The sequence below is a fragment of the Streptomyces sp. NPDC059853 genome (assembly GCF_042731495.1).
Taxonomy (GTDB): domain Bacteria; phylum Actinomycetota; class Actinomycetes; order Streptomycetales; family Streptomycetaceae; genus Streptomyces.
Window position 1 is genome coordinate 1 of sequence record NZ_JBHWJL010000077.1, and the last position, 19406, is coordinate 19406.

Consider the following 19406-nt stretch of genomic DNA (forward strand, 5'->3'; position numbering starts at 1 on the left):
GGCCGTCCCTCTGCCCCGGCCGGTCTCCCCCGGGGGTCCCTCTACCGGGGCCCCCCCCCGTCGTCCCCGCGGGGTCACCGGGGGCGGGGGGGCCGGGCGGGCCCCCGCGCGGCCCCCGCCACCGCCGCGGCCCCTCCCTCTCCCCCGCACCGTCCCGTCCCGTCCCGTCCCAGGAGACAGCACACCATGACCCGTACCTCTCCCCCCGCCGACCGCCTCGCGCCGTGGTCGTTCGCGGAGTTCGTCGACGCGAGCGGCCACGAGACGGTCTCCCGGCCGCCGGTGATCGACGGCGTCGTCGGGCCCACGATCGTCCGCGACGGCCGCGAGCTGGTGAACTTCGCGAGCATCAACTTCCTCGACCTGGACAAGCGCCTCTCGCTGACCGACGCGTTCACCGAAGCGGCCCGCACCTACGGCCTGACCACCGGCGGTTCCCGGATGACCCAGGGGATCTGCCGCCCGCACCAGGTGCTGGAGGAGTCCATCGCCCGCCGGACCGGCAAGGAGCGGGCCATCACCTTCGCGACCGGGCTGCTGGCCAACGTCGGCTTCGTGCACGCGATGAGCCACTCCGCCCGGTTCGACGACGCCCTCCAGGTCCACAACCGCGACACCGTCTTCGTCCTCGACCGGGACTCCCACTGGAGCATCTGGAAGGCCGTCGAAGGTCTCGGGTACGGGCGCTCCGTGCACGCCTTCCGGCACAACGACGTCGCCGACCTGGCCCGGGTCCTGGGCCGCGTCCGGTCGCAGAAGGTCGTGGTGATCATCGAGAGCGTCTACTCGGCCGACGGCTCGATGGCGCCGGTGATGGACCTGCTGGACGCGTGCGACCGGCACGGCGCGATCAGCATGGTCGACGACGCGAACGGCTTCATGCTGTACGGGCCCGCCCACCGGCCGTTCGCCGCCGAGTACGCCGCGATCCGGGAGCGGGCCGACTTCGTCATGGTCTCGCTGTCCAAGGCGGTCGGTCTGGAGGGCGGTGCGCTGGCCGGGCCGGCCCACGCCATCGACGCCTTCGAAGTGCTCTCCGGCACCTCGATGTTCACCGCGGCCATCCAGCCGCCCACCGCGCATGTCGCCGCGCGCACCATCGAGGCCCTGGCGGACGACCCGTCGATCGTCGACGGCTATCTGGCGCGGGCCGACCGGATGCGGGCCGCCATGCACGAGATGGGCATGCCGACCACCCCGGCCGCGTCCTACATGCTCTCGGTCCCGATCGGCGACGACGACGCCGCCATGACGATGCGGGAGTGGTTCATCGAGGACGGCTACCTCGTGCCGGTGTTCTGCTATCCGGCGGTCCCCCGCAAGCAGGCGCTGCTGCGGCTGATCCCGCACGCCGGCCACACCGAGGAGCAGGTCGACGGGTTCCTCCGCACCCTCGCGGCCTACCGCCGCCGCCTGGGCCTGTGACGTTCCCGGAACCGGCCCGCGCACACCGCCGCGCCGCCGCCGGGGACCGCTCCCCGGCCGGTCCCGTGGTGTGCCGGGCGCCCCGGACCCCGCTGTGCGCGCCGCGCACCCGACCGCTCCCCGGGCGGGGAGCCAGGAGGACTTCATGGCATCGTCGGACACCCCGGTGGCCCTGGTCACCGGCGGAACCAGCGGCATCGGGCTGGCCACCGCCCGGCTGCTGAGCGAACGCGGGCACGCCGTCGCGGTGTGCGGGCGCGACCGGGGGCGGCTGGACGACGCCGCCCGCGCGCTCCCCGGCGCGCACGCCGTGCGCGCGGACCTGTCCTCCTGGGAGGAGGCCGCGGCGGCGGTGGCCGAGGTGGTGTCCGCGTTCGGCCGGCTCGATGTGCTGGTGAACGCGCACGGGGTGGTCGGCGAACCCGGCCCGCTGGCCGAACTGCCGACCGCCGCCTGGGAACACGTCCTGGGCACCAACCTGATGGGGCCGATCGCGACGACCGTCGCCGCCGTACCCGCGCTGCGGCGGACCCGGGGCACCGTGGTGCACGTGGCGTCGATCAGCGCGATCCAGGCGACCCCCCAGACGGCGCCCTACGGGGTGTCGAAGGCGGGCCTGGTCGCGTTCACCAAGCACGCCGCCGCCGATCTGGCCGCGTTCGGCATCCGGGTCAACGCGGTGCTGCCCGGCTGGGTCAGGACCCCGCCGGCCGTCGCGTACTTCGAGCAGATCGGCCGGCCCGGGGGCCCGGAGGACGGCAACTTCCTCGGGCGCGTCGCCGAGCCCGCCGAGATCGCGGAGGTGATCGCCTTCCTGGCCTCGCCGAAGGCCAGCTTCATCACCGGGGAGGCCGTCGTCGCCGACGGCGGGGAGTGGATCAAGATGGCCGACCCGGAGTGAACGCGCCCCGCCCCCGCCCCGCGCACCACCGTTCCGGGAGGACCGCTTGAAGAACTCCGAGATCCGTACCCTGCTCGGACTGCACCACGGCTTCCTGCTCAGCACCTTCTGCACCGAGCGGCGCACGACCGCCCACGGGGACCTGGTGCTGAGCGATCTCATCACGGACCCCTACTACAACTACTTCTGTCCCGACGGCGACGGCGACGGCGGCAGCACCCGGGCCGGCCTCGCCGCGCTCACCGGCACCTGGCGCGAGCGCGCCCGCCGGCCCGCCCTGTACACGACACCCCTCTCCCCCGCCGCGGCGGACGGACCGGCCGGCTTCGCCCCGCACGCCCGCGACTCCTGGATGCTGCGCGAGGCCGGCCCACCGGGCACCGGGGGCACGCCCGGGGTCGGGGTACGGAGCGTCGGCCGGGAGCAGCGGGACGCGTTCCTCGCCGCGTTCTCCGCGGCCTACTCCAGCGAGGACGCCGTGGAACTGTACGGGCCGCTGGAGGAGAGCCATGTCCGGGCCCTCGCCCGCAGCTTCGACACCAGCGGCCCCGAGGACGCGAAGTTCCATCTGCTCGCCGTGTCCGGCGGGCGGGCCGTGGGCGTCGCCGTCGTCCTGGTCTCCGGCTCCTACGCCGGTGTCTACGCGGTCGGCACGGTGGCCGGTGCCCGCCGCCGGGGGGTGGGCCGCGCGCTGCTGGACGCGTGCGCGGACCGCGCCTCCGGCGCGGGTGCCACCTCCCTGTTCCTCCAGGTGGAAGCCGGGACCGGGGTGGAGCAGTGGTACCGGACGCTCGGCTACCGGCACGCGTTCCACGGCACCTGTTACGTATCCACGGCACCCCGGTGAGGGCCGGCCCGACCCATCGGGGGAAAGGAGGAGCGCACGTGGCACGGTCGGTACTGGTCACCGGCGGCAACCGCGGCATCGGGCTCGCGATCGCGCGCCGCTTCGCCGAGCAGGGACACAAGGTGGCGGTGACCCACCGCGGCGCGCACCCGCGGCTGCCGCACGGGATCCTGGGCGTCACCTGCGACGTGACCGACTCCGCGCGGGTCGACGCGGCGTTCACCGCGGTCGAGGAGGCGCACGGCCCGGTCGAGGTCCTGGTGTCCAACGCGGGCATCACCGACGACTCCTTGCTGCTGAGGATGGGCGAGGAACAGTTCACCCGCGTCCTGGACGCCAATCTGACGGGCTCCTTCCGCGTCGCCCGGCGCGCCGCACGCGGCATGCTCCGCAACCGCTGGGGCCGGCTGATCTTCATCGCCTCCGAGGTGGGCCTCTCCGGGGGCGAGGGCCAGGCGAACTACGCGGCGAGCAAGGCCGGCCTCGTCGGCTTCGCCCGGTCGCTGGCCCGGGAACTCGGCAGCCGGGCCATCACCTCGAACGTCATCAGCCCCGGGTTCGTCGCCACCGCGATGACCGAGGCCCTGCCGGAGACGCGCAAGCGGGACATCCTGCGCCAGGTCCCGCTGGGCCGGGCCGCGGACCCCGCGGACGTCGCCGCGGCGGCCACCTTCCTCGCCTCCGGGACGGCCGGCTACATCACCGGCGCGGTCCTGCCGGTCGACGGCGGCCTCGGCATGGGCCACTGAGTCAGCAAAGGGAGAGATCGTGACCGGACTGCTCGACGGCAAACGACTGCTGATCACCGGCGTGCTCACGGACGCCTCGCTCGCGTTCCACGTGGCCCGCGTCGCCCAGGAGCAGGGCGCCGAGGTGGTGCTCACCGGATTCGGCCGGCTCAGCCTGGTCGAACGGGTCGCCAGGCGGCTGCCCGCCCCGGCCCCGGTGATCGAACTGGATGTCACCGACCCCGGGCACCTGGACGCACTGGCCGGCCGGGTATCCGAACACGTGTCCGGCCTGGACGGCGTGGTGCACTCGATCGGGTTCGCCCCGCCGTCCTGCCTCGGCGGCCCCTTCCTGGACGCGCCGTGGGAGGACGTCGCCACCACCGTCCAGGTCTCCGCCTACTCGTTCATGTCGCTGACCCGCGCCGTGCTTCCGCTGCTGAGCGCACGCGCCTCCGTGGTGGGGATGGACTTCGACGCGCGGCAGGCCTGGCCCGACTACAACTGGATGGGGGTCGCCAAGGCCGGTCTTGAGTCCGTCACCCGGTACCTCGCCAAGGAGCTGGGCCCCCGGGGGATCCGGGTCAACCTGGTGGCCGCCGGTCCGGTCAGGACCGTGGCCGCCACCTCCATCCCCGGCTCCGGGGACCTCGAAAGGGAGTGGGGGGCCCGGGCCCCGCTCGGATGGCGGACCGATGACGCGGGACCGGTGGGCAGGTCGGTGTGCGCGCTGCTGTCCGACTGGCTGCCCGCCACGACCGGGTCCGTGGTGTGGGCGGACGGCGGCTTCCACGCCGTCGGCGCGTAGCCCCCTTTCCGGGCGGATTCCCCCGCGCGGCAGGGGAATCCGGCCTTTCCGCGCGATGGTGCTACGCCGCCATCCGGGATGTCTCCCCGACCCGGAACACCTGCTGGAGCTGTCGTATCGCTTTATGGCAACGGGATTTCACGGTGCCGGGCGGAATACCCAGCATGGCCGCCACCTCGTTCACATGATGGCCCTGGACATAGACCGCGAGTACCGCGGCGCGGTGCTTCGGCGACAGGCACGACAGCATGTCCTCGACAACCGTCTCCGATTCGATCGCCTCGAATGCCCGGTGCCCGTCCAGGACATTGCTGACGGTGGCCTGCGGGCCCTCCATATCCAGTTCCGTGGCGAGATTCACCTCGGCCGGCCGCGCGCGGACCCGGCGGTGCCGGTCGACCACGATGTTGCGGGCCACGGTCCGCAGCCACGGCGTCAGTGACCGCCCGGACTCCAGTACCTCGGGATGGAGCCATAACCGGATGGCCGTCTCCTGGGCCACGTCCTCGGCCGTGTGGAGGTCACCGTCCAGCAGATGCCTGACGTACTGGACGATCTCGGCGCGGTGGACGAGCCACTGCTCGGACGACAACTGGACGGAAGACCCCGGGCCGGGCTCCCGGCCGGGCTCGGCGATCCCGGAGTCCCGCCGGACATCGCGCGGTCTCCTCAGGAAAACGGTGCCGGCCTTGCGGTGACCGTCGGAATGCCTCTCTGCCTGTACGGGGGGGCGCGTCGCCACGAAGAGCTCCCTAGATGCTTCTACCGTCGGATGTCCCTGGCCACTGCTCGGACACGGGGTGCGGAACCCGACGTGCCCGGGGAAAAGGAAAGGGTGGTTCCGTGCGCTGTACAGGGGGATCCCGGCCGCCGGCGGAATGCACCGTCCGGGACGGCCGGAAACTGTCGGGACGTGGAGGGACGTTCGCATGCGGACAAGGCGCTATTCCGTCGCCCCACGAATGGACGGGCGACGGTTCGTCATGGCCGGACGGACACATGACGGCATGTGGTCACCGCCCGGCAACGGGACCGGTTCTCCGGTTTTCGCGCGCGGAGGACCGGCGAGGACAGTGCGACCATCTCACCCGCGACTTGCCGCCCGTTTGTGGCTCACTTGCCGCATACTTGCGCACGGGGCGCGTGCTGCCCGGAGAGCCTGAGGAGGCCGCCGACGGGACCGGCCCGGAGCCCGCCCCGTGCCCGGCCGGGACGCCCAGCGCGCCAAGCCGGAACCGCACGCCGACGGACTAGCATGATCAACGACCGTGCCCCCAGTTCAACGGCGGACGGGACGTCCTCAGCGGGGGGGATTGGAAAGCCGCCTGGTGGTAGAAGTCGACTTGCAGGTCTCCATGCTCGGTCCCCTGGCCGTCCGCCGGAGCGGGCGGGATCTCCACCTCGGGCCACCCCTGCGGCGCGTCCTGCTGATCCGGCTGCTCCTGGAGAACAGCCGCTCCGTTCCGGTGGATGTGCTGTGCGAGGACGTCTGGCAGGGACGGCCTCCGCCCAGCGCGGTGGCGACCCTGTACGCCCATGTGAGCAGACTGCGCGATGTCCTCGAACCCCCGCGCAGCCGCCGGACGGACCATACGGTACTTGCCCGGGAGTCCACAGGCTATGCCCTTTTGCTGCCCGAGAATGTCCGCGACACCGCGCGCTTCGAGCGGTTGGTCGTGGACGCCCGGCAACTGCTCGCCGAAGGCCGGGCGACGGACGCGCGTGCGGAGGTCGACCGGGCGCTGGCCCTGTGGCGCGGTACGGCGCTGGCGGACGTGGAACACCACGGGTTCGCGATGCGCGAGTCCGCCCGGCTGACGGAACTGCGCCTCCAAGCGGTCGAGCTGCGGACCGACGCGCTGCTGCACGAGGGGGAGTTCGAGCAGGCGGTGCTGGTCGCCGAGGACCTGACCGCCCGGCACCCGCTGCGGGAGAGGGCCTGGAACCTCTTACTCCGGTCCCTCTATCTCTCCGGCCGTCCCGCCGACGCCTTGCGGCGCTTCGACGACATACGCCGCCGCCTCGGCGAGGAACTCGGCGTCGACCCCGGTCCCGAACTGCGCGGCACGCACCAGGCGATCCTGGAGCACGACCTCCGGCTGCCGCACCCGGCGCCCGGCAAACCGTCCTGGGCCGCGAGCCCCCGACCGGCGGGGCGCATACCCCGGCGCGGCCCGCTGGAGGTCATCTCCCGGCCCGCGCAACTCCCCGCCGGACTGTCCACCTTCGTCGGCCGGTCGGCCGAACTGGCCGAGCTGCGGGCCTGCGTCGACGAGGAACAGGCGGGAACGACCCCGCGCGCCGTCCTGATCGACGGGGCGGCCGGCACCGGGAAGACCGCGCTCGCGGTCCACTGGTCGCACCGGGCCGCCGACACCTTCCCGGACGGGCAGCTCTTCGTCAATCTGCGCGGCTACGACCAGTCCGGCCGGCCCCTGGACCCGGCCGACGCCCTGGAGGACTTCCTCGGCGCCTTCGAGGTGCCGCCGGCCCGCGTCCCGGCCGGTCTCGACGCCAAGATCGCCATGTTCCGCAGCCTGCTCGCCCGCCGCCGGGTGCTGGTCGTGCTGGACAACGGGCTCGACGAGAGCCAGCTCAGGCCGCTGCTGCCGAGCACGCCCGGTTCCATGGCCCTGGTGACCAGCCGCGCCCAGCTGCCCGGCCTGATCGTCACGCACGACGTCCGCCCGCTGACCCTGGGCGCCTTCTCCCCGGAGGAGGCCCGCCAGGCCCTGGCCCGGCGCCTCGGCGCGGACCAGACCGACGCCCACCCCGAAGCGGTGCGCGACATCATCGACCTCTGCGGGCGGCTGCCGCTGGCGCTGGCCATCGTCGCCACCGTCGCGCAGACCCGCCCCAACCACGCGCTGCCCCACATCGCGGACGAACTCCACCGCACGCGGGGAAGCCTGGACCTGTTCACCGGGGCCGACGCCCACACCGACCTGCGGACCGTGCTCTCCTGGTCCTACCGGGTGCTCAGCCCGGACGCGGCACGCCTGTTCCGCCTGCTCTCGCTCTCCGGCACGGCCTGGATCTCCGCGCGGGCGGCCGCCAGCCTGGCGGGGCTGACCATGGCGCAGGTGCAGCCGCTGCTGATGGAACTGACCCGGCAGCACCTCGTCAGCGTGCAGCGCCCCGACCGGTACGTCCTGTCCGGCCTCATCCGCGCCTACGCTGCGGAACTGACGCTCCGTCATGACAGCCACGCCGACCGCCGCGCGGCCCGGACCCGGCTCACCCGGTACCCGGGCACGTTCCCCCCGGCCACCGGACAGCTGGACACCGGCACCTGAGACCGGGTGCGGCCCCGCCCCCCGGCCGTGAGCCCCGCCCCGTGCCGGGGAGCGGCCGGGCGGCGTCGACCGCCGCTGCCCCGCCCGGTACCGTGAGTACCGCTCAGGTGACATTCAGGAGGGGCCGCCATGGCGGAGAACCGCAGTCTCGATCATCTGGACTGGATCAGGGCCGAGGTGGAGGACGGCAGCGACGAGCACTGCTTCGAGGTGGCCGCCGGGGACGGGGACCTCATCCACATCCGGCAGACCGACGAGCCGGAGAAGATCGTGACGACGACCCGCGCCAAGTGGGACGCGTTCGTCCTCGGCGTGCGGAACAACGAGTTCGATCACTTCGTCGAGGATTCCCCCAGGTGAGGTGACCGGTTCCGCACCTACCCGGCCGCCCGACCGTCAGAAGATGGTCAGGCCGCGCACCAGCAGGTCGGTGAGGGCGAAGGCGAACAGGGCGATGCCCACGAAGCCGTTGACCGTGAAGAAGGCCCGGTTCAGGCGGGAGAGGTCGTCCGGCTTCACCAGGGAGTGCTCGTAGACGAAGGCGCCCGCCACCACCGCGAGGCCGGTCCACAGCCAGGGGCCGGCGTCCGTGGCCGCCGCGTACCAGATCAGCAGGGCCATCGTCACCGCGTGGCAGGCACGCGCCGTGCGCAGGGCGGCGGCCACGCCGAAGCGGGCGGGGAAGGACCGTACGCCCTGGGCGCGGTCCGTGGTGACGTCCTGGCAGGCGTAGATCAGGTCGAAGCCGCCGATCCAGATGCCCACCGCGAGGCCGAGCAGTACCGCCTCCCAGGACCAGCTGCCGGTCACCGCGAGCCAGGCGCCGACCGGGCCGGCCGCCTGGGCGAGGCCCAGGATGGCGTGCGGGACGTCGGTGAAGCGCTTGCCGTACGGGTAGACCACCATCGGCACCACCGCGACCGGCGCCAGCACCAGGCACAGCGGGTTCAGCAGGGCGGCGGCGCCCAGGAAGAGCACCAGGGTGAGCGCGGCGCCCACCCAGCCGGCGCGGACCGAGAGGGCGCCGGTGACCATCTCCCGGCCCCGGGTGCGGGGGTTGCGCGCGTCGATCTCGCGGTCGATGATCCGGTTCGCCGCCATCGCGAACGACCGCAGCCCCACCATCGCCGCCGTGACCAGTCCGAGCGTCCCCCACTCCACCCGCCGGCCCTCCGCCAGGAACATCGCCGTCAGGGAGGCGGTGTACGCGAAGGGCAGCGCGAAGACCGAGTGCTCGAACATCACCACGTTCAGGAACGCGCGCAGCCGCCCCGGCATCGCCTGGGGGGCGGGCTGGGACGCCGATGCGGGGAGAGCGGTCACAGGCCGTATTCCTTCCACCGGCGGTCCACCAGGGCCGCCGTATCCGGGTCCGAGACGACCATCTGCGGCCAGCCGCCGTCGCGGGTGTAGCCCTCCTCGGGCCACTTCGCGGTGGCGTCGATACCGGCCTTGCCGCCCCAGAACTGCTGGTACGAGGCGTGGTCCAGGTGGTCGACGGGCCCCTCGGTGAGCAGCAGGTCCCGGGCGTAGTCGGTGTTGCCCAGGGCCCGCCACGCCACTTCGTGCAGGTCGTGCACATCGCAGTCGGAGTCGACCACGATGATCAGCTTCGTCAGGGACATCATGTGCGCGCCCCAGACCGCGGACATCACCTTCTGCGCGTGTTTGGGGTACTTCTTGTCGATCGAGATGATCGCGCAGTTGTGGAAGCCGCCCGCCTCCGGCAGGTGGTAGTCCACGATGTCCGGGATGATGATCTTCAGCAGCGGCAGGAAGAAGCGTTCCGTCGCCCGCCCCAGCGGCCCGTCCTCGGTCGGCGGGCGGCCCACCACGATCGACTGGAACAGCGGCTTCTTCCGCATCGTCACGCAGTCGATGGTCAGCGCCGGGAAGGGCTCCTGCGGGGTGTAGAAGCCGGTGTGGTCGCCGAACGGGCCCTCCGGGAGCATCTCGCCCGGCTCCAGCCAGCCCTCCAGGACGACCTCGGCATGCGCCGGCACCTGGAGCGGCACGGTGGCGCAGTCCACCATCTCCACCCGCTTGCCCTGGAGGAAGCCCGCGAACAGGTACTCGTCGATGTCACCGGGCAGCGGCGCGGTGGAGGCGTACGTCACGGCCGGCGGGCAGCCGAAGGCGATCGCCACCGGCAGCCGCTCCCCGCGCCGCGCGGCGACCTGGTAGTGGTTGCGGCTGTCCTTGTGGATCTGCCAGTGCATGCCGATGGTGCGCTTGTCGTGCCGCTGGAGCCGGTAGAGGCCCAGATTGCGCACCCCGCTGACCGGGTCCTTGGTGTGGGTGAGGCCGAGGTTGAAGAAGGAGCCGCCGTCCTCCGGCCAGGTGAAGAGCGCGGGCAGCGCCTCCAGGTCCACCTGGTCGCCCTTGAGCACGACCTCCTGCACCGGGCCGCTCTTCACCTTCTTCGGCGGCACGTGCGTCATCGAGCCGAGCTTGCCGAACGCTTCGCGCACCCCGGTGAAACCGTGCGGCAGCTCCGGCTTCAGCAGCCCGCCGATCTTCTCGCCGATCTCGTCGTAGGAGGTCAGGCCGAGCGCCTTCAACAGCCGCCGGTCCGTGCCGTACACGTTCATGGCCAGCGGCATCGCCGAGCCCTTGACGTTCTCGAACAGCAGCGCGGGGCCGCCCGCCTTGTTGACGCGGTCGGTGATCTCCCCCACTTCGAGGTGCGGATCGACCCGCGCGGTCACCCGCTTCAGCTCCCCGTCCTTCTCCAGGGCCTTCAGCAGCGCGCGCAGGTCGTCGTATGCCATGCGCCTCAGTATTGCCGACGCATTACCCTGGCCTTAGTCAGGGGGCCCCGCCCCGGCCCGGTCACACTTCCCCAGGGGGACGATCATGCTCAGGGTACTGATGTATCTGGTACCGCTCGCCCTTGCCATCTACGCCCTGGTGGACTGCATCAGCACCAAGGACGAGGAGGTCAGGCACCTCCCCAAGCTGATCTGGATCCTGCTGATCGTCTTCGCCTGGATCATCGGCCCGATCGCCTGGATCTTCGTCGGCCGGCAGCGCGGCGCGGCCGCCGGTGCCACGGGCAGCGGTCCCGCGTTCGGGCGCCGCTCCGGCGGCGGGGGCGGCTGGGTCGCCCCGGACGACAACCCGGACTTCCTGCGCTCGCTGAACGACGAGAAGCAGCGCGAGGAGAACGCGAAGGACAAGGAGCTGCTGGAGAGCTGGGAGGAGGACCTGCGGCGCCGCGAGGAGGACCTGCGCCAGCAGGACCGGAACCCGGACGAGAGCGGCGGCCCGCAGGATCCCCCCGCGAAGTAGTCTCCGGCGGCCCCGGTCGTCAGGCCGGGGCGCGGCCCCGGCTCACAGCCCCGAGTACGAGTGCAGGCTGTTCACGAACATGTTCACGCCGTAGTAGTTGATCAGGTAGCACACGAAGCCGGCGATCCCGAGGTAGGCGGCCCGCCGGCCCTTCCAGCCGGCCGTGGCGCGGGCGTGCAGGTAGGCCGCGTACGCCACCCAGGTGATGAAGGCCCACACCTCCTTGGGGTCCCAGCCCCAGTAGCGGCCCCAGGCGTTCTCCGCCCAGATGGCGCCCGCGATGATGGTGAAGGTCCACACCGGGAACACGGCGGCGGTGATCCGGTAGGAGAACTTGTCCAGCGACACCGAGGACGGCAGCCGCTCCAGCACGGAGGTCGCCAGCTTCCCCGGGGTGCCGCCCGAGGCGAGCTTGTTCTCGTAGGAGTCCCGGAACAGGAACAGCACGGTGGCGACCACCGCCACGTACATGAGCGCGCCGCAGCCGATGGCGAGCGCGACATGGATGATCAGCCACACCGAGTCGAGCGCCGGGACCAGCTGGGTGCTGTCGGTGTAGAGCACCGCCACCGCCAGGCCCAGGTCCAGCAGCACGGTGGCGACCAGCGGCAGGCCCAGCCAGGCCACGTTCTTCTTCGCCAGCAGGAACAGCAGATAGGCGGCCACCACCGTCATCGAGAACGAGGTGGAGAACTCGTACATGTTGGCCCACGGGGCCCGCTCCACGGCCACGGTCCGCACCACGACGGCCGCCAGGTGCATGAGGAAGGCCAGGACCGTCAGCGACAGGGCGATCCGCCCGTACAGGTCGCCCTTCTCGTCCCCGGCGGCGGCGCCGGGACCGTCCGGCACGGCGTCGCGCTGGGGGCTGGCGGAGCGGGTGACGACCGCGGGACGCTCCAGGACGTCGGTGCCGCCCTTGCCGCGCACCGTCACGCTGATGGTGTCCGCGCCGCGCTGCGCCGGTACGGCCCGGTCGTCGGCGGTGAGGGCCGCCGCCGTGCGGGCCACCTTGCTGCGGCTGCCGAACAGCCACTCGGCGATGTGCGCGACGAAGGCCAGGGTGTAGACGGCCATCGCGGAGTAGATCAGATAGTTGCTGAGGTCGGCGAGTTCCTCGCTCATGGCGAGATTCATGCGCGCGCTCCTTGATCGGAGGACTCGGGAATCATGGGGGCGTCCGGCTGGAGGGCGGCGGCGAGGGCGGCGAGTTCCTCGGGGATGCGCGCCGACTCGGTACGGCCGAGCGAGGCCAGCTCCACCACGGTGTGCCCCGCGTCGTCGGTGGTGGCCCGCACCCACACCCGGCGGCGCTGGAGCAGCAGCGAGCCGGCCAGGCCCGCCACGGCGGCCAGGGCGCCGGTGAGGGCCCAGCCGTTACCGGTCTTGGTGCTGATCTTGAAGGTGGCCCAGCGCTCGTACCCCTCGTAGCTGATCGTGCCCTTGCCGTCGGGCAGGTCGATGGACTCCCCGGGCAGCAGATCGAAGCGGAACGGCTCGCCGTCCTCGTCCGTGAACTGCTCCAGCTTGCGGGTGTTGAGCTGGTAGACGTTCTGCGGGATGCCGGAGTCCAGGCCGAGGTCGCCGTGGTAGGCGGTCAGGGTGAGGACCGGCAGATCGGGGTCCGGGAAGGTGGAGTGCGGGCCGCGTACCTCGTCGATGGCGTAGCTGGGGTTGAAGAAGCCCTGGAAGCCGAGCTGTTCGGGGTCGCCGTTCTCGTCGAGGTAGTCGGTCACCTTCACCACGCCGGTGGAGGTGAGGGCGGTGTCCTGCGGCAGGAACGGCACCGGGCCGGAGTAGGCGGTGCGGCCCTGGCCGTCGGTGACGGTGATGACGGGGGCGAAGCCGTGGCCGAGCAGATAGATCTTGGAGTCGCCGATGACCACCGGCTGGTTGGGCTGGACGGTGGCGTCGGTCTCGGTGCCGTCCGCGGTCCAGTAGGTGATGTCGGCGCGGAAGACGGTGGGGGTGCCGAGGTCGGGGCCCTCGCGGGAGAACTCGGCGGTGAACTCCTTCAGCGTGAACCCGAACGGGTCGAGGTCGTGGTCGACGTCGAAGAGCGTGCCGGAGGAGAAGTCGTCGTACTGCGGCAGGGTGTTGGAGAAGCCGTCGCCCTCCACCACCAGCTTGCCGCCCTCGGAGTAGAACAGCTGGCTGGTGCCGAAGGCGACCAGCATCACGATCAGCGAGATGTGGAAGAGGAGATTGCCGGCCTCGCGCAGATAGCCCTTCTCGGCGGCGACCGAGCCCTCGCCCGGGGCGGTGCGGAACCACCGCCGCCTCAGCACCCGCTGGGCCGCGCCGAGCACCTGCTCGGGGTCGGCGCCGGTGCGCCAGGTGGTGTAGGCGGGCATCCGGTCCAGCCGGCGCGGGGCGCGCGGCGGACGGCCGCGCAGCTGGCCGGCGAACTGCCAGGTGCGCGGGACGATGCAGCCGATGAGCGAGACGAACAGCAGGATGTAGATCGCGGAGAACCACACCGAGCTGTACACGTCGAACAGCTGGAGCCGTTCGTAGACCCGGCCCAGCAGCTCGTTGTCGGCCTTGAACTCCTCGACCAGGAGGGCGTTGGCGTCGCTCTGCGGGATGAGCGAGCCGGGGATGGCGCCGAGCGCGAGCAGGAACAGCAGGATCAGCGCGACCCGCATCGAGGTCAGCTGGCGCCAGGCCCAGCGGGACCAGCCGGTCACCTCGCGGGCCAGCCAGCCGGCCGTGCCGGCGGCGCCCGGGCGGCGCACCCCGCCGAACGAGCCGGGTTGGGCGGTACCGCCCGCGCGCTCGCCGCCGGCCCCGGCCGGTGTCTCGTCCTCCTGCGCCGGGGCGGTGGAGAGCCCGGCGCCCGCGGCGGCCTCGTCGCCTGCGTCCCGGGCGGCGCGACCGTCGTGCACGTTGTCGCTGGCCATGTCGTTCAGATCCAAACGTCGAACTCGGAGGACCACACCTGGAGGTCGTACACCAGCCGGTCCCAGGTGCCGGTGAACAGCAGGACGCCGGTGACGATCATCAGCAGTCCGCCGACCCGCATCACGGCCACATAGTGCCGCTTGAACCAGGCGAAGGCGCCCAGGGCGCGGCGGAAGAAGAGGGCCGCGAGGATGAACGGCAGTCCCAGGCCCAGGCAGTAGAAGACGGTCAGGAGCGCGCCGCGCCCGGCGGTGGCCTCGTTCAGGGCGAGGAACTGCACGGAGGCGAGGGTCGGGCCGATGCAGGGGGTCCAGCCGATGCCGAACACGGCGCCCAGCAGCGGGGCGCCGGCGAGCCCGGCGCCGGGCTTGACGGGCAGCTTGAACTGGCGTCCGGACAGCCGCGGCAGCAGCCCCATGAACAGCAGGCCCATGACGACGATGAGGGCGCCCGCGATCTTGTTGATGATCTCGCGGTGTTCCAGCAGGGTGCGGCCGAACTCGCCGAACAGCGCGCCGGTGGAGACGAAGACGAGCGTGAAGCCGAGGACGAACAGCAGGGTGCCCAGGAACATCCGGCCGCGCCGCGCGTCCTTCAGGTCGGCGCCGCCCGCCCCAGTGACGTAGGAGAGGTAGCCGGGGACCAGCGGCAGCACGCAGGGGGAGAAGAAGGAGACGAGGCCGCCGAACAGGGCCACCGGTATGGCCAGCAGCAGCGCCCCGGTCAGTATCGTCTCGTTGCCGTCCGTGACGGCGGCGAGAGTGTGCAAGGACATCGCGCCGTCACTTCTCGGTGGTACCGGCGGCCTCGGCCAGCACCGGCTCGATGGCCGAGCGCAGTTCCTCCTCGGTCAGCGGCTTCAGCGCGCGGGCGGCGATGTTGCCCTCCGGGTCGACGACCAGGGTGGAGGGGATGGCCTGCGGGTTGAGGCTGCCCTTGGGGAACTGGAGCAGCAGCTTGCCGCTCGGGTCGTACAGGCTCGGGTACGGGACGCCGAACCGTTCGTCGAAGGAGCGGGCGTTGGCGGCGTCCAGGTCGCGGGTGTTGATGCCGACGAACCGCACCCCGTCATCGGCCAGGTCCTCGGCGACGGTGACGAGGTTGGGCGCCTCGGCGCGGCAGGGCGCGCACCAGGAGCCCCACACGTTCAGCACCAGGATCTCGCCCCGGTAGTCGGCGAGGTCGAGTTCCCCGCCCTCGGTGGTCTCGCCGCTCAGCGCGGGCAGCGGCTGGCGTTCGCCGGCCGGGACGTGGGTGATCTGGCCGGTGCCCTGGACGATGTTGCTGTTGCCGCCGGACGGCCCGGCCGAGGATCCGGAGCAGGCGGTGAGAACGGCGGCCAGGGACAGGACGGCGACGCCCGTCCTCAGGGCCCGGCGTCGGCGCGGGGACACGCGGCTCTCGATCATGTGAAAAGTTTCCCATGCGCCCCGAGGCGATCTTCCGCGCCCCCCTTGTCCCGAATACAGCCCCGTTGAGCTGGGCAAACGCCTCGGGACAGGGGGCCGGGTGGGGCGGTGCGGCTCAGGCGCCGACGCTCTTGGAGGCGCCCTTCTTCGGCTTGGCGCCGGCCCGCAGGTGGGCCGGTACCAGGTCGAGCGCCGGCTCCCAGTAGCGCACCGAGACGATCCGGTCGTCCTCGTAGGTGAAGCTGGTGAGCGAGGCCAGCGTGCACTGCCGCTTGCGCGGGTCGTGCCACAGCCTGCGGTGCTCCACGTAGCTGCGCAGGATCCAGATGGGCAGCTGGTGGCTGACGCACACCGCCTCGTGGCCGCGCGCGGCGTCCCGGGCGGCGTCCAGGGCGCTCTTCATCCGCACCACCTGCTCGACGTACGGCTCGCCCCACGACGGGCGGAACGGGTTGCGCAGGTGCCGCCAGTTGCCGGGGTGGCGCAGCGAGCCGTCGCCGACGCCGAAGCTCTTGCCCTGGAAGACGTTGGCGGCCTCGATCAGCCGCCCGTCGGTGGCCACCGGCAGTCCGTGCGCCTTGGCGACCGGCTCGGCGGTCTCCTGGGCGCGCTCCAGCGGGGAGGCGACGACGTGGGTGATGTCGCGCCCGGCCAGGGCCTCGGCGACCGTCTCGGCCATGCGCTCGCCCAGGGCGGACAGGTGGTAACCGGGGAGCCGCCCGTAGAGCAGTCCGTCGGGGTTGTGCACCTCGCCGTGCCGCATCACGTGGACGGTGGTGCGCTCGGTGCCGGTCGCGCTGCTCACTGGTACGTACTCCTCGCTGCTCTCGGTTACTCGGTGGCCTCGGCCGCGGCCCGGGCGGCGGCGGGCAGCGCGTCGGCGATCCGTTCCAGCGCGCGGTCGTCGTGGGCCGTGGAGAGGAACCACGCCTCGAAGGCGGACGGCGGGAGGTACACCCCGGCCGCGAGCATGGCGTGGAAGAAGGCGGTGAAGCGGAACGTCTGCTGGCGGCGGGCGGCGGCGTAGTCGGGGACGGCCGCCTCGGTGAAGAAGACGGAGAACATGCTGCCCGCCGACTGGATGGTGTGCGGGACGCCCTGCTCGGTGAGCGCGGCGGTGACCATCGCCCGTACTTTGGCGGCAGCGTCGTCGACCGTGGCGTAGGCGGCGTCGTCCAGCAGCCGCAGCTGGGCGAGGCCGGCGGCGGTGGCCACCGGGTTCCCGGAGAGGGTGCCCGCCTGGTAGACGGGGCCCGCCGGGGCGAGCTTCTCCATCACATCGGCGCGCCCGCCGAAGGCGGCGGCGGGGAAGCCGCCGCCCATCACCTTGCCGAAGGTCATCAGATCGGGTGTTACCCCGTCCAGGCCGAACCACCCCTGGCGGCTGACCCGGAAGCCGGTCATCACCTCGTCGGAGATGTACAGCGCGCCGTGCTCGGCGCACAGGTCCTTCAGGCCCTGGTTGAAGCCGGGCAGCGGCGGGACGACGCCCATGTTGCCGGCGGCGGCCTCGGTGATGACGCAGGCGATCTCGCCGGGGTGGCGGGCGAAGGCGGCGCGTACCGCGTCGAGGTCGTTGTACGGGAGGACCACCGTCTCGCCGGCGGCGGCGCCGGTGACGCCGGGGGTGTCGGGCAGCCCGAAGGTGGCGACGCCGGACCCGGCCTGGGCGAGCAGCGCGTCCACGTGGCCGTGGTAGCAGCCGGCGAACTTGATGATCTTCTCCCGGCCGGTGAAGCCGCGGGCCAGCCGGATCGCCGACATGGTGGCCTCGGTGCCGGAGGAGACCAGCCGTACCCGCTCCACCGGGGTGACGCGGTCCACGATCTCCTCGGCGAGCGCGACCTCGCCCTCGGTGGGCGTGCCGAAGGAGGTGCCCCGGGCGACGGCGGCCTGAACGGCGTCGACGACGGCCGGGTGGGCGTGGCCGAGGATCATCGGCCCCCAGGAGCACACCAGATCGACGTACTCGCGGCCGTCGGCGTCCGTGACGTACGGACCGGTACCGGACGCCATGAACCGGGGCACTCCGCCCACCGCGCCGAAGGCCCGCACCGGAGAGTTCACGCCGCCGGGGGTCACGCGGGCTGCACGGGAGAAGAGTGTCTGCGAAACTGGGGTGGCCTCAGAGGTGTGCGTCACCGTTCCATGGTGGCAGAGCCCTCAGACAGCTGTGCGTTCGGGCGTTTCGCGAGCGCCTGTCGGGGGAGGTCCCTTCTGAGACGATGATCGGATTGCGCGGCGGGGACCGCGCCGAGGCGGGGCGGTGGCATGCAGCGCGGAGGCGGACCGGGCGAGGGAGACCTCGGGCCCGAACCTGCCCCGCGCCCGCGTTCGCGCCGGGGCCGGCACCGCCGCAAGGGCGAGACCGGCGGCACTCCCGGCACCGGCGGTCCCGGCGGCGCCGCCGGCCCGGCGGACAGCGAGATCCGGCTGGGCGGGGGCCGGCTGGCGGTGACCTACAAGTACTTCGGCGCCCCGGACGGCGCCACCGCCGCCCGCGTCCCGCTCTCGATGCGCCCGGAGGAGCTGGGCGGCGACGAGCTGGGGCAGGGCATGTTCACCCGCATCAAGCCGGAGACCATGGCCGCCATGGTGCTCACCGGCATCGAGGGCATCCCGCTGCACCGCGTCCCGCCGCTGGAACTGGTGGTGCTCCACCCCGACTACGCCGTGGTGAAGCTGCCCACCACCGCCGTGGACCCGCTGCGCGCCATCGGCGACGAGACGGTGGGCGCCGCGGCGTTCATCTGGTCCACGGTGCCCGACCGGCGCGGGCCCACCGACGCGTTCGGCGTCTACCGGCTGCTCAACGAGTGGCAGGACTTCTCCCGGCGGCTGCACGAGGCCGGCCACCAGCCGTACTGCCTGGTCTGGCCCTGAGCCGCCCGGGCCGGGCCTCCGGCTCACGCCGCTGACCATCTCCCGGCCACGCCCGGCGCGCCCCCGGACGCGGCGGCACCGGCGTGCGGCACCTCGAAGGGGGCCGGCGTCGAGCGGGCCGAAGCACTTCCTCACCGAGGGCCCGAACCCGATACGGCCCCGGCGCCGGGCGGCGGCCGGAACACCGGCCCGTGGCAGGAGTGCCACCCACCGACGGATAACCGCCAGCCGCCCCACAAGCCGCCCCACCTGGCCCGATGCCCCGTTCTCCACTCCCACGGCGGCAGTACGGAACCGGCGGCGCGGTACGTTCTGGCCATGCACACCGTCGCCGTACTCGCCCTGGACCAGGTGATCCCGTTCGATCTGTCCACCCCGCTGGAGGTCTTCGCCCGCACCCGGCTGCCCGACGGGCGGCCCGGCTACCGGGTCCGGGTGTGCGCCGAGCACGCCGAGGTGGACGCGGGCGCCTTCACGCTGCGCGCCCCCTCGGGGCTGGAGGGGCTGCGGGACGCCGACACGGTGATCGTGCCCGGCACCGCCGACCCCGCCGCCCCGCTCCCGCCCGCCGTCCGGGACGCGCTGCGGGACGCGGCGGCCCGGGGCACCCGGATCGCCTCCATCTGCTCGGGCACCTTCCCGCTGGCGGCCACCGGCCTCCTCGACGGCCTGCGCGCCACCACCCACTGGCTGGCGGCCGGGGCGCTGGCCGAGCGCCACCCGGCCGTGGAGGTGGACCCGGACGTCCTGTACGTGGACAACGGGCAGTTCCTCACCTCGGCCGGGGCCGCCGCCGGGCTCGATCTGTGCCTGCACCTGATCCGCCGCGACTACGGCTCGGCGGTCGCCGCCGACGCCGCCCGGCTGTCCGTCATGCCGCTGGAACGCGAGGGCGGGCAGGCGCAGTTCATCGT

Annotated in this window: 19 protein-coding genes; 10 read left to right on the forward strand and 9 right to left on the reverse strand. The window is 72.6% G+C overall.

What is annotated here, in order from left to right; all coding sequences use genetic code 11:
• The first annotated feature begins 186 nt into the window (after window positions 1-186).
• The 5 genes from ACFV5N_RS11295 (at window position 187) to fabI (ending at window position 4709) form a co-directional block, all read left to right on the forward strand.
• Entirely contained in the window at window positions 187-1425 is a 1239-nt protein-coding gene (locus ACFV5N_RS11295; RefSeq protein WP_385597229.1) for an aminotransferase class I/II-fold pyridoxal phosphate-dependent enzyme, read from the forward strand.
• A gap of 145 nt (window positions 1426-1570) precedes the next feature.
• A complete protein-coding gene (locus tag ACFV5N_RS11300; RefSeq protein ID WP_385597231.1) occupies window positions 1571-2326 on the forward strand; it encodes an SDR family NAD(P)-dependent oxidoreductase in 756 nt (251 codons plus the stop codon).
• Between the two features lie 46 nt (window positions 2327-2372).
• Window positions 2373-3173 carry a GNAT family N-acetyltransferase gene (locus tag ACFV5N_RS11305; protein WP_385597234.1) on the forward strand — a complete coding sequence of 267 codons (801 nt, stop codon included), beginning with the start codon at window positions 2373-2375 and terminating at the stop codon, window positions 3171-3173.
• 38 nt (window positions 3174-3211) lie between these two features.
• Window positions 3212-3922: a 3-oxoacyl-ACP reductase FabG gene (fabG, locus tag ACFV5N_RS11310; protein WP_385597237.1), complete on the forward strand. Its 711-nt coding sequence runs from the start codon at window positions 3212-3214 to the stop codon at window positions 3920-3922.
• Between the two features lie 19 nt (window positions 3923-3941).
• Window positions 3942-4709: an enoyl-ACP reductase FabI gene (gene fabI, locus ACFV5N_RS11315; protein WP_385597240.1), complete on the forward strand. Its 768-nt coding sequence runs from the start codon at window positions 3942-3944 to the stop codon at window positions 4707-4709.
• 61 nt (window positions 4710-4770) lie between these two features.
• Here fabI and ACFV5N_RS11320 read toward each other — a convergent pair whose 3' ends face one another.
• A complete protein-coding gene (locus ACFV5N_RS11320; RefSeq protein ID WP_385597243.1) occupies window positions 4771-5451 on the reverse strand; it encodes a sigma-70 family RNA polymerase sigma factor in 681 nt (226 codons plus the stop codon).
• A 586-nt stretch (window positions 5452-6037) separates the two neighbouring features.
• Here ACFV5N_RS11320 and ACFV5N_RS11325 point away from each other — a divergent pair.
• Complete coding sequence (locus ACFV5N_RS11325; RefSeq protein WP_385597246.1) at window positions 6038-8005, forward strand: BTAD domain-containing putative transcriptional regulator; 1968 nt, start codon at window positions 6038-6040, stop codon at window positions 8003-8005.
• 129 nt (window positions 8006-8134) lie between these two features.
• Window positions 8135-8365: a DUF397 domain-containing protein gene (locus ACFV5N_RS11330; protein WP_019431849.1), complete on the forward strand. Its 231-nt coding sequence runs from the start codon at window positions 8135-8137 to the stop codon at window positions 8363-8365.
• A 36-nt stretch (window positions 8366-8401) separates the two neighbouring features.
• Here the strand turns inward: ACFV5N_RS11330 and mqnP are convergent, their stop codons facing one another.
• Window positions 8402-9328 (reverse strand): menaquinone biosynthesis prenyltransferase MqnP, encoded by a 927-nt coding sequence (mqnP, locus tag ACFV5N_RS11335; protein ID WP_385597248.1) that lies wholly within the window; start codon window positions 9326-9328, stop codon window positions 8402-8404.
• Window positions 9325-10776 (reverse strand): menaquinone biosynthesis decarboxylase, encoded by a 1452-nt coding sequence (locus ACFV5N_RS11340; protein WP_385597251.1) that lies wholly within the window; start codon window positions 10774-10776, stop codon window positions 9325-9327. Before ACFV5N_RS11340 ends, mqnP begins: the two co-directional genes overlap by 4 nt.
• Window positions 10777-10861: 85 nt before the next feature.
• Between ACFV5N_RS11340 and ACFV5N_RS11345 the strand changes: the two genes are divergently transcribed.
• On the forward strand, window positions 10862-11296 hold the full coding sequence (locus ACFV5N_RS11345) for a PLD nuclease N-terminal domain-containing protein (RefSeq protein ID WP_385597254.1): 435 nt from the start codon (window positions 10862-10864) through the stop codon (window positions 11294-11296).
• A 42-nt stretch (window positions 11297-11338) separates the two neighbouring features.
• On the opposite strand, the gene ccsB is transcribed toward ACFV5N_RS11345, so the two are convergent.
• The 6 genes from ccsB to hemL form a co-directional block, all read right to left on the reverse strand.
• Complete coding sequence (ccsB, locus tag ACFV5N_RS11350; protein ID WP_385597256.1) at window positions 11339-12433, reverse strand: c-type cytochrome biogenesis protein CcsB; 1095 nt, start codon at window positions 12431-12433, stop codon at window positions 11339-11341.
• On the reverse strand, window positions 12430-14199 hold the full coding sequence (locus ACFV5N_RS11355; protein WP_385597259.1) for a cytochrome c biogenesis protein ResB: 1770 nt from the start codon (window positions 14197-14199) through the stop codon (window positions 12430-12432). The genes ccsB and ACFV5N_RS11355 overlap by 4 nt, the downstream gene beginning before the upstream one ends.
• 5 nt (window positions 14200-14204) lie before the next feature.
• Window positions 14205-14975, reverse strand: coding sequence for a cytochrome c biogenesis protein CcdA (locus ACFV5N_RS11360; protein ID WP_354340145.1), 771 nt, complete (start codon window positions 14973-14975; stop codon window positions 14205-14207).
• Between the two features lie 7 nt (window positions 14976-14982).
• The gene (locus ACFV5N_RS11365; RefSeq protein ID WP_385597262.1) at window positions 14983-15609 is read right to left on the reverse strand and encodes a TlpA family protein disulfide reductase; all 627 of its coding nucleotides are present in this window, start codon (window positions 15607-15609) and stop codon (window positions 14983-14985) included.
• A gap of 115 nt (window positions 15610-15724) precedes the next feature.
• Complete coding sequence (locus ACFV5N_RS11370; RefSeq protein WP_385597272.1) at window positions 15725-16372, reverse strand: histidine phosphatase family protein; 648 nt, start codon at window positions 16370-16372, stop codon at window positions 15725-15727.
• A gap of 68 nt (window positions 16373-16440) precedes the next feature.
• A complete protein-coding gene (gene hemL, locus ACFV5N_RS11375; protein WP_385597264.1) occupies window positions 16441-17751 on the reverse strand; it encodes a glutamate-1-semialdehyde 2,1-aminomutase in 1311 nt (436 codons plus the stop codon).
• A 129-nt stretch (window positions 17752-17880) separates the two neighbouring features.
• Here hemL and ACFV5N_RS11380 point away from each other — a divergent pair, with 129 nt between their 5' ends.
• A complete protein-coding gene (locus ACFV5N_RS11380) occupies window positions 17881-18492 on the forward strand; it encodes a hypothetical protein (protein WP_385597267.1) in 612 nt (203 codons plus the stop codon).
• 318 nt (window positions 18493-18810) lie between these two features.
• On the forward strand, window positions 18811-19406 hold a 596-nt coding region (locus ACFV5N_RS11385), incomplete at its 3' end, for a GlxA family transcriptional regulator (protein ID WP_385597270.1).

Coding starts and splice junctions, on each gene's coding strand:
- ACFV5N_RS11295 (WP_385597229.1), top strand. CDS start 187: ATGACCCGTACCTCTCCCCCCGCCGACCGCCTCGCGCCGTGGTCGTTC.
- ACFV5N_RS11300 (WP_385597231.1), top strand. CDS start 1,571: ATGGCATCGTCGGACACCCCGGTGGCCCTGGTCACCGGCGGAACCAGC.
- ACFV5N_RS11330 (WP_019431849.1), top strand. CDS start 8,135: ATGGCGGAGAACCGCAGTCTCGATCATCTGGACTGGATCAGGGCCGAG.
- ACFV5N_RS11340 (WP_385597251.1), bottom strand. CDS start 10,776: ATGGCATACGACGACCTGCGCGCGCTGCTGAAGGCCCTGGAGAAGGAC.
- ACFV5N_RS11345 (WP_385597254.1), top strand. CDS start 10,862: ATGCTCAGGGTACTGATGTATCTGGTACCGCTCGCCCTTGCCATCTAC.
- ccsB (WP_385597256.1), bottom strand. CDS start 12,433: ATGAATCTCGCCATGAGCGAGGAACTCGCCGACCTCAGCAACTATCTG.
- ACFV5N_RS11355 (WP_385597259.1), bottom strand. CDS start 14,199: ATGGCCAGCGACAACGTGCACGACGGTCGCGCCGCCCGGGACGCAGGC.
- ACFV5N_RS11360 (WP_354340145.1), bottom strand. CDS start 14,975: ATGTCCTTGCACACTCTCGCCGCCGTCACGGACGGCAACGAGACGATA.
- ACFV5N_RS11365 (WP_385597262.1), bottom strand. CDS start 15,609: ATGATCGAGAGCCGCGTGTCCCCGCGCCGACGCCGGGCCCTGAGGACG.
- ACFV5N_RS11370 (WP_385597272.1), bottom strand. CDS start 16,372: ATGCGGCACGGCGAGGTGCACAACCCCGACGGACTGCTCTACGGGCGG.
- ACFV5N_RS11380 (WP_385597267.1), top strand. CDS start 17,881: ATGCAGCGCGGAGGCGGACCGGGCGAGGGAGACCTCGGGCCCGAACCT.